Source organism: Arcobacter rhizosphaerae (genome assembly GCF_049472155.1).
GTDB lineage: Bacteria > Campylobacterota > Campylobacteria > Campylobacterales > Arcobacteraceae > Arcobacter_B.
In genome coordinates this window covers 551484-566766 of sequence record NZ_JBMOVW010000001.1, presented here as the reverse complement: position 1 = coordinate 566766, position 15283 = coordinate 551484, and the positions used below count along the sequence as shown (strand labels likewise).

14 protein-coding genes are annotated in these 15283 nt (G+C 24.9%); 5 read left to right on the top strand and 9 right to left on the bottom strand.

Going from position 1 to position 15283, the window contains the following annotated elements; all coding sequences use genetic code 11:
* Positions 1-87 precede the first annotated feature (87 nt).
* On the top strand, positions 88-783 hold the full coding sequence (locus ACH5BH_RS02795) for a winged helix-turn-helix domain-containing protein (protein ID WP_423297370.1): 696 nt from the start codon (positions 88-90) through the stop codon (positions 781-783).
* Between the two features lie 10 nt (positions 784-793).
* Here ACH5BH_RS02795 and ACH5BH_RS02790 read toward each other — a convergent pair whose 3' ends face one another.
* The gene (locus tag ACH5BH_RS02790; RefSeq protein WP_423297369.1) at positions 794-1843 is read right to left on the bottom strand and encodes a PAS domain-containing sensor histidine kinase; all 1050 of its coding nucleotides are present in this window, start codon (positions 1841-1843) and stop codon (positions 794-796) included.
* 68 nt (positions 1844-1911) lie between these two features.
* Here ACH5BH_RS02790 and ACH5BH_RS02785 point away from each other — a divergent pair, with 68 nt between their 5' ends.
* A complete protein-coding gene (locus ACH5BH_RS02785) occupies positions 1912-2670 on the top strand; it encodes a response regulator transcription factor (protein WP_423297368.1) in 759 nt (252 codons plus the stop codon).
* A gap of 7 nt (positions 2671-2677) precedes the next feature.
* Here the strand turns inward: ACH5BH_RS02785 and ACH5BH_RS02780 are convergent, their stop codons facing one another.
* The 7 genes from ACH5BH_RS02780 to ACH5BH_RS02750 all read right to left on the bottom strand — a co-directional run bounded on the left by ACH5BH_RS02780 (position 2678) and on the right by ACH5BH_RS02750 (position 8944).
* A complete protein-coding gene (locus ACH5BH_RS02780; protein WP_423297367.1) occupies positions 2678-3526 on the bottom strand; it encodes an ABC transporter ATP-binding protein in 849 nt (282 codons plus the stop codon).
* Positions 3523-4401, bottom strand: coding sequence for a hypothetical protein (locus ACH5BH_RS02775; protein ID WP_423297366.1), 879 nt, complete (start codon positions 4399-4401; stop codon positions 3523-3525). The genes ACH5BH_RS02780 and ACH5BH_RS02775 overlap by 4 nt, the downstream gene beginning before the upstream one ends.
* Positions 4388-6175, bottom strand: a complete 1788-nt coding sequence (locus ACH5BH_RS02770) for an AAA family ATPase (protein WP_423297365.1) — start codon at positions 6173-6175, stop codon at positions 4388-4390. Before ACH5BH_RS02770 ends, ACH5BH_RS02775 begins: the two co-directional genes overlap by 14 nt.
* A gap of 150 nt (positions 6176-6325) precedes the next feature.
* Positions 6326-7015 carry a molybdate ABC transporter permease subunit gene (modB, locus tag ACH5BH_RS02765; protein ID WP_423297364.1) on the bottom strand — a complete coding sequence of 230 codons (690 nt, stop codon included), beginning with the start codon at positions 7013-7015 and terminating at the stop codon, positions 6326-6328.
* A complete protein-coding gene (locus ACH5BH_RS02760) occupies positions 7008-7403 on the bottom strand; it encodes a TOBE domain-containing protein (RefSeq protein WP_423297363.1) in 396 nt (131 codons plus the stop codon). Before ACH5BH_RS02760 ends, modB begins: the two co-directional genes overlap by 8 nt.
* A 10-nt stretch (positions 7404-7413) precedes the next feature.
* Positions 7414-8160, bottom strand: a complete 747-nt coding sequence (modA, locus tag ACH5BH_RS02755) for a molybdate ABC transporter substrate-binding protein (protein WP_423297362.1) — start codon at positions 8158-8160, stop codon at positions 7414-7416.
* A gap of 1 nt (position 8161) precedes the next feature.
* Positions 8162-8944 (bottom strand): TOBE domain-containing protein, encoded by a 783-nt coding sequence (locus ACH5BH_RS02750; RefSeq protein WP_423297361.1) that lies wholly within the window; start codon positions 8942-8944, stop codon positions 8162-8164.
* A 377-nt stretch (positions 8945-9321) separates the two neighbouring features.
* Between ACH5BH_RS02750 and ACH5BH_RS02745 the strand changes: the two genes are divergently transcribed.
* From ACH5BH_RS02745 to ACH5BH_RS02735, 3 genes are all read left to right on the top strand, one after another.
* Positions 9322-9741, top strand: a complete 420-nt coding sequence (locus ACH5BH_RS02745) for an FKBP-type peptidyl-prolyl cis-trans isomerase (RefSeq protein ID WP_423297360.1) — start codon at positions 9322-9324, stop codon at positions 9739-9741.
* A gap of 130 nt (positions 9742-9871) precedes the next feature.
* Entirely contained in the window at positions 9872-11344 is a 1473-nt protein-coding gene (thiI, locus tag ACH5BH_RS02740; protein WP_404303954.1) for a tRNA uracil 4-sulfurtransferase ThiI, read from the top strand.
* A gap of 127 nt (positions 11345-11471) precedes the next feature.
* Complete coding sequence (locus ACH5BH_RS02735; RefSeq protein ID WP_404303955.1) at positions 11472-12965, top strand: hypothetical protein; 1494 nt, start codon at positions 11472-11474, stop codon at positions 12963-12965.
* Positions 12966-12968: 3 nt separating this feature from the next.
* Here the strand turns inward: ACH5BH_RS02735 and ACH5BH_RS02730 are convergent, their stop codons facing one another.
* Entirely contained in the window at positions 12969-15233 is a 2265-nt protein-coding gene (locus ACH5BH_RS02730) for an EAL domain-containing protein (protein ID WP_423297359.1), read from the bottom strand.
* Positions 15234-15283 lie beyond the last annotated feature (50 nt).

The window sequence follows — 15283 nt, the reverse complement described above, 5'->3', positions numbered from 1 at the left end:
ATTTAAGATTTTATTTAATAACTAAATGATATGTTAGTAAGCATCATTACTTTAATTTGATGTAAAGTACTATAAAAAGGTGTTTAAATGAGTAATATTTTTATAAATGCAACTACAAACATAAGACTTAAATCAGTATTAATAATAAATAGTAATAGTAAATTTATGAAAGATATGACATTTTGTAATAAAGATAATTTATATAAAATGTCATTTTATGAAGTTGAAGATTTTGAATTCTTCTGTGAACAAATTTCAACTTTTGATTTGATTGTATTTGATAATAGAAGTAAACGAATAAAAGATTTTATAAAGTTATTTGAATCAAAATTTTCTTATAGATTAAATATTCCTACAATTTTACTAGAGAGTGAATTTGATGAAAATCAAATTATTTACAAAGGCTCAAATGTATATTCAGTATTTTATGAACCAATAGATGAGAAGCAGTTAACTTTAAATATAAGTTTATTTTTAAACTACCAAACCCAGAATCAAAGACTTGAATTTGATAAAGGTTTTTATTTTGATATTTCAAGAGATGAGCTTTTTTATGATAAAAAGATTGTGAAGCTTACAAGAACAGAAAAAAGTTTAATTAAACTACTTATTGAAAGAAAAGATGAGTTAGTTACTTATGAAAGTATAGAAAAAATTGTTTGGAAAAATAAAAACTTTTCTAAATATACTTTAAGAAATATTGTAAAACATATAAGAGAAAAAACAAATGAATCTTTTATAAAGAACTCTTCAAATAGAGGATATATTATAAATACATTATAAATTGTGTGTATTATTTAAAAAATATTATTTTAAATAATACACCATCTTCAGTATTTTCTACATCAATTTTACCATTTGAATGTTTTTCAAGAATACTTTTACAAATATATAATCCTAATCCTGTACCATTTTTACTTTTTTTTGTAGTGAAATAAGGTGTAAATATTTTTGATATAATATCATTTTTTATTCCACCTGCATTATCTTTAATCAAAATTGCTTGATAATTTTCTTTTTCATCAAAAGATATATTGATAGTTGCATTTTCTATTTCTCTATGAATAAAAGCATCTTTTGAATTATTTAATATATTAATTATGACTTGTATCATCTCATTTTTATGTAAATACAAAGGAACACATTTTTTATTTTCAATAACTATAGATATATTTTGATTTTCAAAAGATGTTCTTAAAATTCTCATTGTATCATGAATTAATTCTTGACTTGTAACTAAACTTTGTGCTTTTTGAGGTTTAAAATAGTCTCTAAAGTCATCAATTGTCTTAGACATATACTGTAAATAATCACTTATTTCATCGGCTTTTTTCTCTACAAACTCTTTATCAAGCTTATTCATTTTTACTTTCATTTTTAATCTTGTAGTTATACTTGCTACTGCATTTAAAGGCTGTCTCCATTGATGTGCAATAACAGATATCATTTCACCCATCGCAGCTAATCTTGACTGTTCTATTAACATTTCTTCTTTTTTTTTAATTTCACTCATATCTAAAACAGATACCATTTTACATTCTTTTTCATGTAGAATGATAGTTCTTATTTTTATGATAGCAGGAATAATTGTGCCCGTTTTAGATAAAAGGGCAATTTCTTGGAAAGTTCTACTATTATATTTTAAATATTTCTTGTTTGAAGTTGGAATTAGTATTCCTGTTGCTAAATTGCCAATAAGTTCATTTTCATTTTCATAGTTTAGTATTTTTACTAAAGATTTATTTACATTTTTTATAAACCCATTTTCTATTATTAGTATTCCTTCAATTGTATTATCTAAAATATGTTTTAGTTCTAAAGAAATAGAGCTAGTTTTTCCCATATATAAATCCTTTTAATGTAAATATTATTATAATACATCTATTATTTCATTATGATAAGGAAATCTTTATGATTGATTATATTTTTTTAGAAAAATATACAGAAAATATCAATGTATTATTTGTTGAAGATGATGACTCCATTAGAAAATCAACAAGAGAGCTTTTAGAAGATATATTTCAAAAGAAAATTATTACAGCAAAAGATGGGAAGGAAGGTTTTGAAAAATATATAGATTTTTATAAACAAAACAATAAATATTTTGATTTAGTTATTACAGATATTGAAATGCCAAATATGGATGGTATAGAATTGACAAAACTAATTTATAATGAAAATCATAAACAACCTTTAATAGTTTTATCTGCACATAATGAATCTGAATATTTAATGGATTTAGTGAATATTGGCATATCTCAATTTATATTAAAACCTATTCAGTTTGAAAATTTTACAGAAATAATATATAAAGTATCAAAAGATATTTATATGAATTCAAAAGATAATGAAGAACAAAGTATTCCCAAAAATATTATACATCTAGCAGAAACTTTGATTTGGGATAAAAACAAAAAACAACTTTTTTTAGAAAATCAAGCTGTTAAACTTACAAAAAAAGAGTATTTATTTTTTGAGTTACTTTTAAAAACACCAGAAAAAACTTCTTCAAATGAAGAAATAATGTTTTTTTTATGGAAAGATGATGAAGATAAACAACCAGATATTTCAAATTTAAAAAATATAATCTCAAGATTAAGAAAAAAAGTACCTAGCTTAAAAGTAGAGAACATTTATGGTCTAGGTTATAAAATAAGTACTCTTTCTTAATCTTTAACTATTTAATTATAGGAGCAAATGCTTTAGTCCCAACATTTATACGCGAACCAATCTTTAAGTCTTTGGCTTCTATATTGCTTAAAACTACTTCAACTAACTGTTGTCCTATACTTACAATAGCTATATGCACAACATCTACTTTTATAATATCAAGAATTTCTCCTTCAAAAGAAAACTTTTGTGAACCTTGAGTTTTTAAAAGTATATCTTTTGCTAAACCATCATTTGTAATTTTTCCATCTTCTAAAACTATAACTCTATTTGATAGTTTATAAATTTCTCGTGGATCATGACTAACCATAATAGTTGTAGTTTTAAACTCATTATGTAAAGCTAAGATTTCAGTTTGTAGTTTATCCCTCATCTTGGGGTCTAATGCTGATAATGGTTCATCAAGTAATAAAAGAGTTGGTTTATTCATCATCGCTCTACAAATACTAACTCTTTGTTTTTGTCCACCACTCAAACTTTTGGGATGTCTATTTTCTAGTTTTTGTAAATCTGTCATCTTTAAAAGTTTTAATGCTAAGCTTTTGTCTTTTTTTACATATAAAAGATTTTCTAAAACAGTCATATTCTCAAAGAGTGCATAATCTTGAAATACAAAACCTATATTTCTTTTTTGGATACTTAAAGCACTTTTATCATCAAGCCAAGTTTTATCATCTACACAAATATTTCCTTTTGCACTTTCTAAACCTGCTAAAACTCTAAGAAGGGTAGTTTTCCCACTCCCACTTTTACCTGTAAGAGCAATAAAATCACCTTTTTGTATCTGAACATCAATATCAAGGTTTATTTTTCCTATTTGACCATGAAGTTCTTTGTTTATATCTATTTTTATCATATCTTCTCTTTTATTAAATCAAATTGTTTTAATATATCTTGTGTTAATTTACTATGATTTCTTTTATTTATGTCATCTTTATTCAAATAGTTACAAAAGGCCATATTTTTAACATCTTCTTTTGTATAGTTTAAGTTCTTGAAAAAGCTTTCATATAACTCTTCAATTCTTGATTCATTGTAAACCTGTGCTTTATTCCATATCTCTTTTGCTATATCATTATGTTCTGAATAAACTTCTTTTAATTGGAACCTATCGATAGTTTTTACACTTCGAGTATCATCAGTGTGAAGATTAACTTCTAATTCTATATCTTTATCTACTGGAAGTGCATTTACGTCTATAGAGAACTTGACTTTTTCATTAAAATCTTCAAAATATGGATGAAGTATATTTCCTTCATGACTATCATTACCTTTGAACTTGCTATTACAAGTATTACATGAGGGAATAAGGTTATAAAAAGATAAAGACAGATGAGGGTACTTTGATTTTGGATAGTAGTGTTCTAATGTTGCTATCGTATTGTACTTATCACTATCTTTTTTATAAAAGTACACATAGTTGTTGTTACAAAAAGGGCAACTTTTTATATCTAGCTTTTTAAAATACTCCATAAATTTTTCATTTTGTCTATGGTTTGAATAGTTAAAAGCATTTTTGATTTCTTTTTTCTCTTCAAATGAATAGCTATCACATAAATTTAGTTTGCTTTTAATTTCACTTAAATCGGCTTTTATTAGAAGTTCTAAATTATCAGTGATTTTTTTATATTTTCTATCATTAAGCTTGTCTTTTATATTTTCTATATTTATAGAATCATAGTAGCTTTCTAAAAAATCATCATTTACTATAGATAAATCAATCTGTTTCATTTTTTTTCTTTAGCTCATCTATTTTTGCTTGAATTTCTCTTTGTTCTCTTTCAAGTTTTTCTAATTGAGTTTCTTTTGGGTAAAGTTTTATATCTAATTGACTTTGTAAGGTCTTTTGTAAAATTGGCTCACCAATTATTGAGATAATATCTTTACAAGTTTTAATTTCATCAGAAGATAAGCTATCTTTCTTTAATATTTGAATAACTTCATTTATTTTCTCTTTTGCGTATTCTCCCATGAGTCCATCTTCCATAAAGAAACCATGGGAAAGTAGGGTATGTATATTTGCTCCGAAAGTTTGTTGATTATCTTTGAATGGATATTCTTGCTTCCCGTTTTTTAAAAAGATTATATTTTCTTTTGGAATATCTGATAAAAGAAAAGGCGAGTGTGTTGTCAAGATAATATGAATATTATAAGTTTTAAGAGTAGAATCATTTTCTAAAATTTTTAAAAGTTTTTTAATAAACACTTTAGACCAATTTGGATGAAGTAAAGTATCAGGTTCATCAAGTAAAATAATTTCTGAATAGTTAAATATAATTTCATAGAAAATAAGCATGAATTTGTTAATTAATGATTTTTCTCCAGATGATAAACTAGAAAAAGAAGTATTATTATCATAGCTTAGTAAGTCAAAATTTATTAATTCAAAAAAATCAGAATATTCTATTTTTTTTAATTCTTCTAAAATAGGTAATATTACAGAACTATCTTCTTTAAAATTTAACTGCACACTTGTTTCATAATCTATAAAGAATTCATTATAATAAATACATTGACTTTGCATTGTAAATTTGTTTGAATTTTTTTTGTATAACTTAGACAAATTTTCAATAAGTAGTTTTATTGAAAGTATTTCTTCCTCATAACTTGTATGAAAAATATCTTGTTCATTAATTTTTTCATTAAATGAGATTATTAGATCAAACATGTTTTCAAAGGTTAATTCATCAAAGAAATTTTGATGTGAATTTAAAAATTCAATAGCTGAATTATCTTGAAATCTGCCTTGTAGACTACCTAAATAATTTATAAAATAAGTTATTTTTAATTCAAACTCTATATTTTTAGTTGTAAACATTGTTTTTTTATTATAGTTACTATTTTTTTCTCTATAAGTGATTTCTTCAACATTATTTTCTATTAGAACTTTTATTTTTTCTTTTAGATTATCAAAAAATTTAATTCCTTCAATTTTTTTTGAGTTAAATTGATTAATATCTTCTCTTTTAAAACTAATTTTGAGATTTTTAAATATAAATTTTTCGTCAAAATATTCTAATATATCAAATTTCTTTAATAAAACTTTTAGAGTTTTGAAAAAATTGTTAATTTCTGGGAGGGAATCTGTGTTTAATACTTCATTGTTATGACTAATTAAGCTACAGTTTAGTGTTTCATCATGAATTTTTAGTTCTAATTCATTGTTAAACATAGTATCATATATTCCATATTTATCACCTTTTAAATAAAGGTTAGTATCTTTCTTAAACACAATAAAATCTGAACCTCCATGAGTTGAATTATTTTCTTTTTCTTCATAAAAATAAGACATATTTGAGAAGTTATATATATGTTCTAATATTGCAGATTTCCCACTACCATTTTCACCTGCAATGACATTTAATTTTATATTTTTATTAAATAAACTAAAATTTGAGTTATCTTTTCTTTTTTGTATAGGTTCTAATGCATATTCATTAGAAAAACATAAGTTAAGATTCTCAACATTTTTTTGTTGTATATTTAATACATAAACTAATTCCATTTCTCTCCTTCTTGACACATATTTTTATTTGCTATATACTTCTTTTTCAACTAACCTGAATTCAGGAAGCCCTAATCTGTTAGGGGAGTACTTATAATCTAATCAATTCTTTTAATTTAACTTTAAATAATAACATAAACAAAAACTTATTTATATAAAACTCTTTTTATGTTTATTATTAAAAATATATACTCCTAAAAGTACTAAGAAGCTAAGTATTAACATAATAGCACTATAAACATGTGCCATATTATAATCTAGTATTTCAACAAATTCATATATTGCTACAGATGCAACTTTTGTCTCACCTGGAATACTTCCACCTATCATTAAAACAACTCCAAATTCTCCTACTGTATGAGCAAAAGTTACTATTAGTGCAGTAAGAAGTGAGGGTTTTATATTTGGCAAAGCTACTTTTATAAGTGTTCTTAATTTACTTTTTCCACTTATATAACTAGCTTCAATCATGTTTTTATTAAGGTTTTCAAAGCCACTTTGTAAAGGCTGAACCATAAAAGGCAGGCTATAAAAACAACTAGCTATTACTAAACCTGTAAAATTAAAAACCAATTGTATTCCAAAAGTTTCTTCAAAGAACTGACCAATAAAAGAGTTTGAAGATAAAGCCCATAACAAATAAAATCCAATAACAGAAGGAGGTAAAACTATAGGTAAAGCACTAAATGCTTCAATAAGAGGTTTTATTTTGGATTTTGTTTGACTAAGCCACCAAGATAAGGGCAGAGCGATTATAAACAAAATAGCAGTTGTAATAAAAGCTAATTTAAAAGAGATAAAAAAAGGAGTTAAATTTAAATTTGATAATAATTCAAACATCTAATATCTCCAATATTGATATCTCACTAGCTTTAATAAAAACATGAACCTCATCATCTTTTTGTAAAACCATTTGTTTTGAAGCACTAGCTGTAATAATTGATTCTAGTAAAACACCATTTATATCAAGTAAAATACAACTTAATAGTTCACCATTATCTACATGGTTTATTTTTGCACGGATTTTGTTGCTACAACTTAACATTCCTGTAATATTTTTTGCTATTGTAATTTGAGTTGATTTTATACTTAAAGATACTTTTGTTCCTATTTTTATCTTATTACTAAGTTCTAAACTCATCATTTTTAAAGTTACACCATTAAAATCAAATTCTACAATATGTATACTTTTTTGACTTTGTATGTTTTTTATAGTTGCTTTTATCATATACAATACCTTATTTTACTATATATCCATATTTTTCTAAAATAGTTTTTGCTTCTTTTGATTGTAGAAAATCATAAAAGACTTTTGCTTCATTTTTTTCTTTTGCTCTTTTTAAAATAACTACACCTTGTTTGATAGGAGTATAAAGTTTAGTATCAATATCTGTATAGTTTATACCCTGTTTATAGTTTGACATTTTAGGGCTATAAAGCATTGATTTCGCAATAAGTCCTATATTTGCTGCTGTAAAAGTATATGATAGTGTTTGAGAAATTGATTCCCCATATACAAATTTGTTTTTTACATTATCTAGCATTTTGGCATTATTTAGTGCCTCAAATGCAGCTTCTCCATAAGGTGCTGTTTTTGGGTTTGCTATAGCTATGATTTTTATGTTTTTATTTTTTAGAATATCTAAGCCTTTTTCAAAGTTTTGTTTTTCTTTACTAAATAAGGCTAAAGAGCCTTTAGCATAAACTATTGGTTTATTTATTGTAAGGCCATTTTCATATAAATTTTGTGGATATTTCATATTTGCAGACATAAAAATATCATAGGGTGCTTTATTTTTTATTTGAGCAGTTAGTTTACCACTACTTCCTAATGTAATATTTATTTTTGTATCACTTTGCTTTTTATTAAAGGCTTTTTTTAAATCATTAATTGCATAAGATACATTTGCCGCAACTGCAATATTTAAAGTTTGCGCATAACTTACGCAAGATAATAGTGCCATTGTTGTAAGTATTTTTTTCATTTTATTTTCCTACCATAATATCATTTGATTTTATATATGCATATACTGTTTTACCAACTTCAAGATTTAAGTTTTTAACAGCACCTGTTGTAATAATAGAAGTTATAGTTTCATTTTCACTTATATCAATAATAACTTCACTATTTGTAGAATTCTTAGTAATTGACTTAATAGTACCTTTTATTCTATTTCTTGCACTAATTACTATATCTTCACTGGTAGAAAGTAATATATTATTTGAGTTAAATATTGCTGTAACTTCATCACCTTTTTTTATATTCAAAGACACAAGTGCTTCGTATGCAATATTAGCAAAGAGTTCATGTCCACTTTTAGGAACGATGATGATATTTGCATTTACTTCATTTGAGACGATTTTATCTACTTTTCCAATTATTTGATTTCTAGCACTTATTTGCATAGCAAGTCTTCCTATTGTTTTAAATGTTCCTGTATCAATATTTGTTAACTCATTTAACTTATTTATAAATCTTGATTGTTCTTCTTTTAAAAATAAATAAGTGTTGATAATACTTTCTCCATAAGAAGTAAGAGCAGTACCACCTCCACCTTTTCCACCTGTTTCTTTTGATACTAAAGCTGTTGAAGATAGGTTATTCATACTATCTATTGCATCCCATGCAGCTTTATAGCTCATTGGTACAGCTTTTGCAGCTTTTGAGATAGAACCGTGTTCTTTTATTGCTAGAAGTAGCTCTATTCTTTTTTCTAATAAAAAAGGCTGATTAAATAGTTCTAGGGTTAGGTTTGATGATATATTCATATCTTTCCTTATATATTCAAGTATATAACGTTTAGAAAATACTACCGCTATATACCTTAATATATAATGAAAGAACTACTAGTAAAAAACTCTATGTATAATATTTATATAGGTTAAAAATATTTATATACTAGTTGTTATTAAATTGCTTTGCTTAAAAAGAAAAATTTTTATTCTTATATGGCATTTGTAAAATCGATAATATATTATTAGTTATACATACTTATAAAAATTACTAAAAGCAAATATTATTTATAATTTGTATGTATAAATTTTAATACTATTATATATTTAAATAGTATCAGATTATTTTTATTTGTTTTATTTACAATAAATTTTTTTTTGATATAGTTATGCATTTTAAATAAGGAATATAAATGGCTATCAAAAAAGATCAATTAGTAACTATGACATTTGAATTAAAAGTTGATGATAGAATTATCGAAAGCAATATGGGTGAAAAGCCAATGACATTTGCCTTTGGTTCAGGACAATTATTACCTGGTTTTGAAGAATTAATTACAGATATAAATGAAGGTGAAACAAGAACAGTAACAGTTCTAAGTGATAAGGCGTATGGACCTTATGATGAAACTTTAAATGAAAAAGTTCCAGTTGGAGAGTTTGAGGGAATTGATTTACAAATAGGAATGGTTTTAGAAGGTGAAGCACAAGATGGTTCTATATTTAAAGCAACTGTAACTGATGTTACAAAAGAGGAAGTAACAGTTGATTATAATCATCCTTTAGCAGGAAAAGACTTAGTATTTAAAGTATTTATAGAAAAAATAGTTTAATACAAAAACTTTAATAAGGTAGATAGTTTTTAAATACTATATCTACCTTATTTATTCTTTTTAACTCTACAGTAAACTTAAAACTCTTATGTTATAATTGCGTTTATATAAAACATAAGGTATTTAAATAATGGAAATGTCGCAAGATAAGACACAAAAATTTGTTGTAAAATTCTTTCCTGAAATTATGGTAAAAGGATCAAAAGCTAAAAGACAAATGGTTGGACAGCTTTATAATAATTTACAAACAGTACTACATAATATAGATGAAAAAATCACAGTAAAAAAATTTTCTGATAAGATGGAAATCACTTGTGATAATAGTTTAATACAACAAGTAAGAGAGAAACTAAAAGATACACCAGGTATAGAGCTAATACTGGAAGTATTACAGTTTGAAAATGTAAAAACTTTAGATGAAATAAAAGAAAAAGTAAACAAACTTACTTCCCATGAAATTCAAAATAAAACTTTTGTAGTTAGAGCAAAAAGAAGTGGTACGCACGATTTTAAGTCAACAGATATTGAACAAACTGTTGGTGGATATATGTTAGCACATAATGAAACTAAAGGTGTTGATTTAAAGAATGCAGAAGTTACAATTAACATTGAGCTTGTACATAATCAATTAAATATAGTTACTAAGAAGTATAGAGGTTTATCAGGTTTCCCTATAGGAACTCAAAACTCTATTTTATCATTGATGTCTGGTGGTTTTGATTCAACAGTTGCCTCATATCTTACTATGAAAAGAGGAATTAAAACACACTTTATCTTCTTTAATCTTGGTGGAATTGCACATGAAATAGGTGTTAAACAGGTTGCTTATTATTTATGGAATAAGTTTGGTTCTTCTCATAGAGTAAGTTTTACTTCTGTACCTTTTGACGATGTTGTAACAGAGATTTTTAAATCTACAAGTGAACCATATATGGGAGTTACATTAAAAAGACTTATGGTTATGGCAGCTGAAAAAATAGCTGATGAAATGAAAATAGATGCTTTATTGACAGGTGAGAGTGTAGCACAGGTTTCAAGTCAAACCTTAAGAAATTTAGCTTTAATTGATAAAGTTTCAAATAAATTAATTTTAAGACCTTTATCTACAATGAATAAACCAGAAATTATAGAAATAGCAACTAAAATTGGTACAAAAAGATTTGCTGAAACAATGCCTGAGTATTGTGGTGTTATTTCAAAAAGTCCAGTTACACATGGTTCTTTTGATAGAATGGAAAAAGAAGCTAAGGCTTTTAATTATGAAGTACTAGATAAAGCAGTGCAAGATGCTGTAGTTGTAAATGTAGATGAAATAGCAGATGATGTAAATGAAATAGGACAAATTGATGTTGTTACTGATTTATCTACAGGCGATTATACGGTGATTGATATAAGACAAGGTGATGATTGTATAAGCACAAGTGTCCAAACACTAAAAATACCATTTTATAAACTAAAATCTGAGTTTAGAAAACTTCCTCAAGATAAAGAGTATCTTTTTTATTGTGATAAAGGTATCTTAAGCCAATTACATGCACAATTTTTAAGAGATTCAGAAAACTTAAATAATATTAAAGTTTATAGACCAGAAAAGAAACAATAATCATTTCAAAAAGAGTAAAAAGCTCTTTTTGATTAAATAACTTATCTTTATGCCTAAAAATAGGCAATCTAATAAAAACTAAAGCAAATAAAAACTAAAATTTAATATATATAATAAAAGGTTGAAAATGACAAGTTTATCTGCAGTTGAGAGCTGGTTAGAAGAACACTCAATTGAGAATTATACTATTTCAGAAGATTTATATATTACTGTTCATGGTAGTGTGAATTTAAATGAAAAAATAAAAGAGAAAACACTTCCTGTAAAGTTTAAATTAGTAAATGGCTATTTTGATATAAGTAATAACTCTTTAGAGAGTTTAGAAGGTTGCCCAGAAAAAGTTGGAAAAGATTTTAATTGTTCAAAGAATGAGTTAGATTCTTTATTAGGAGCTCCTATAAGAGTTGGAGATTTTGATTGTTCTCACAATAAGTTAACATCTCTTTCTTACTGTCCTAAAGAAGTAATAGGTTTTTTTAATTGCTCAAACAATCAATTGACTTCTATAAAAGGAAGCCCAAGAACAATAAAAGGCTATTTTAGATGTGAATACAATAAAATAGAGTCTTTAAAAGGTGGGCCTAAATATATAGATGCGTATTTTGATTGTTCACACAATTATATAAAAGAGTTAAATGGAGGGCCTATTACTGTTGTTCAAGATTATATTTGTAATGGCAACCTTCTAAAAAGCCTTGATGGTATTGCTGATACTATTGGATGGGATGTACAAACTGATATTAGATTAAACAAACTTGCTAATAGTTACAATGAAGAAGAAAAGATTTGGAAATATAAAGGCAAAGATGTTGTTTCTCATGTATATAAACCTATAGTGGCTTTATGTAATAAAGAAGATATTAGTAGATGGTTAAGTAAGCATGATATTAAAAACTTTGAAATTTTGCCAAATAACTCTGTAAATGTAAAAGGAAGTGTAAAACTATCTGACAAACTAGCTAATCTTTCAAAACTTCCACTTAGTTTTAACGAAGTAGAAGGGGACTTTGATATAAGTAATAATGAACTAATTTCACTTGAGGGTTGTCCTAAAATAGTTCATGGTGACTTTTTAGCTTTTAAAAATGAACTTTCATCTTTAAAAGGTGGGCCAAAACAAGTTAGTGGAAGTTTTATTATTTTGAAAAATAATATTGATTCTTTAAAGTTTTCACCATCTTTGGTAAAAGAGGATTATATTTGTTCTCATAATCCATTAAGAGACTTAGATGGAATAAATAATGTTCAAGGCTCTATTTTTACAGGTGTTTTTATCCCAAATGTAAAAGCACAAAAATATGTTTATAATTCGGTTACAACATATAAGTATCCAGGAGAGGGTATTGCAGAATATTTAGATAAAGTTTACGTAACATTAACAGAAGAAGAAAGAGTATACGAAAAAACAAAAGTAAATTTAAGAAATGCTATTTCAAGACTTATTGAATCAAATAGTTTAAAAAAAGAGATGATAAATGATACTTTAATTAAAAATCTTGAAAAGTACCATTTAGATGAAATAAAACATAAAGTTCTTCAAATCAAAAACCCTAAACCAAGAAGCAAAGAAGATTTAACTGAGAGCGATGTCTTAAAAATGGCATTTGAAGTGGAATTATAAGTATTATGCTACTTTAATTCCATCTTCTGCTTTGCCAATATAATAGCCTTGTGAATAGTGAATTCCCATTGATTTTACATAATCAAATAGCTCTTGGCTTTCCACATACTCTGCTATTGTCTGGATATTTAAACTATCACATAAAAACTTTAAAGTTCCTACTAATAATTGTCTTTTTGGATTCTCATCTAAGCCAATAATTAAAGAACCATCAATTTTTAAAAAATCAATATAATCACTTAATTTTACAATATATTCATAATTTGAATAACCACTTCCAAAGTCATCAATAGCAATTTTACAACCATGAGCTTTTGCTTTTTTTATAAAAAATAAAAAGTTTTCATAATTATTTATAGTTTCTGTTTCTACAATTTCTAAGACTAATCTATCATTAATATTATATTTTTGCATTTGTTTAAATAAGTGTTTTCTTATATCTTGACAGGAAATATCTTCTATACTTAAATTGATTGAAAAACTCACATCTTTTTTATCCTTGAAATACTCAAAAGCCTTATCTATAACTATCATTGTAAGTTTTTTATACTTTTTTATTTCTTTTGCTATATCTAAAAATTCACCTGGATAAAGTAGTTTATTATCAACTTTTAGTCTTATTAATGTCTCATATTTATCAATACAATCTTTTCGATTGTTATAAATAGCTTGAAACTGGATTATAACATTATCTGTTTCAATTGCTTTTTTAATTTGATTTACTGTTAAGATATTTTTCTTATTAATTTCAATATTCTTTTTGTTTTCATTATTAAAAATATTTATATCTATTTTTCTTGTTAAAGCATCACTTAATGCAACTTCTGCTTCTTTTAAATCTTCTATTGTATTATTAGGAGCTTCTATATTACTTATTGATATTGTTGCATTTGTTAAAACCTCAAAATTATTATTCAATACTTTAAAGGATTGATTTTCTATTGAATAATGTAAATGATCTAAAACACTAAGTAAATCTTCTTTTCTTTTAAAATCATAAGTAAAAGCAAAGCAATTTTTTGAAATTCTATATAGTTTATAAAATGAGTTTTTATATTTAAATTTACTTAAAAACAAAGAACACTCTTTGATTAACTCTTCTGCTACTTTATATCCATAAGCATCATGAATTCTATTGTAACTATCAATATGTAAAAGAATAACTATTCTTTTTTGAACTCTTTTATTTGAAGATAAGTCTTGAAATAGTTTTTCTTTATTTGGAAGAGATGTTAAACTATCTGTTATGGATTGTTTTCTAATTTTCCCTCTAAGTAAATCAGGAATACTTGCAAAATAAAATATTACAGGTAAAAATAAAACTGCTGCTATAAGTAATATGACATAGATTGATAATTGACTCTCTTCTTGTTCTATTTGTAGATTTTTAAATTTAGGTGTAAATAAAACTCTTATTTTTTGGTCTAAAATAGTACTATTTAAATCTTTAATAAAAAAATCTTTATTATTTATCGTTGTTTTTGACAAAGCCAATTTAGCTTGTTTTTCTCCAATTTCATTTTTTAATAAATATATATCAAAATTATCACTTGTGATTCCATACTTTTTATTTGGATGTGTAATAAATCGATTTTTGTTATCAACTAAGTAGATATTGTATAGTGTACTTTTTTGTAGGTTTTGAAAAAAACTACTTAATTGTATATTTAATACTATAAAACCACTTTTTTTGCCATCTTTAGTATAAACAGATGTTGCTAGTCTTATTGTAGGTATTTTAGGCTCTATAATTTTCCCAAACTCTTTTTGTAAATTTATATCTGACATAACTATATCATTATTTTGTATATCCAGAAATTTTTGAACATATTTTCTTTTAGACTTATCTTGTAAAAGATCATCAGTTATAATTTTTGAAGTAGCTTTTAGGCTTGAATTAATATCTTTATCAACTTTTATTTTTTCTAAACCATTTTTGTTTATATATCTTAATTGAAAGCTATATTTTAAAGAATCATTTAATGTTAAAAAAAGCTCTTGTACTTCTTTTTTACTTTTAGAATAGTTTATATAATCTTGAAGAGTTTTATTTCTTGCTAAAGCATTTAAGGTATCTTTGTAGGTTTCAAAAAAATTATAAATAGATGTTTCATGACTTTTAAACTTTTCTTCAAATTTATCAGAAGATATTTTATTAACATTCATTTTGTCTTTTATTTCAAAAATATATGTAACAGCGAATATTAAAACAATTACAGTTAAAAAGTATATTATTAAATATGTTCTTTTATAATTTATTTTGTGCATTAAACCTCTTTGTTTTATTTATATTATAATATTAAATAGTATTACAAAGA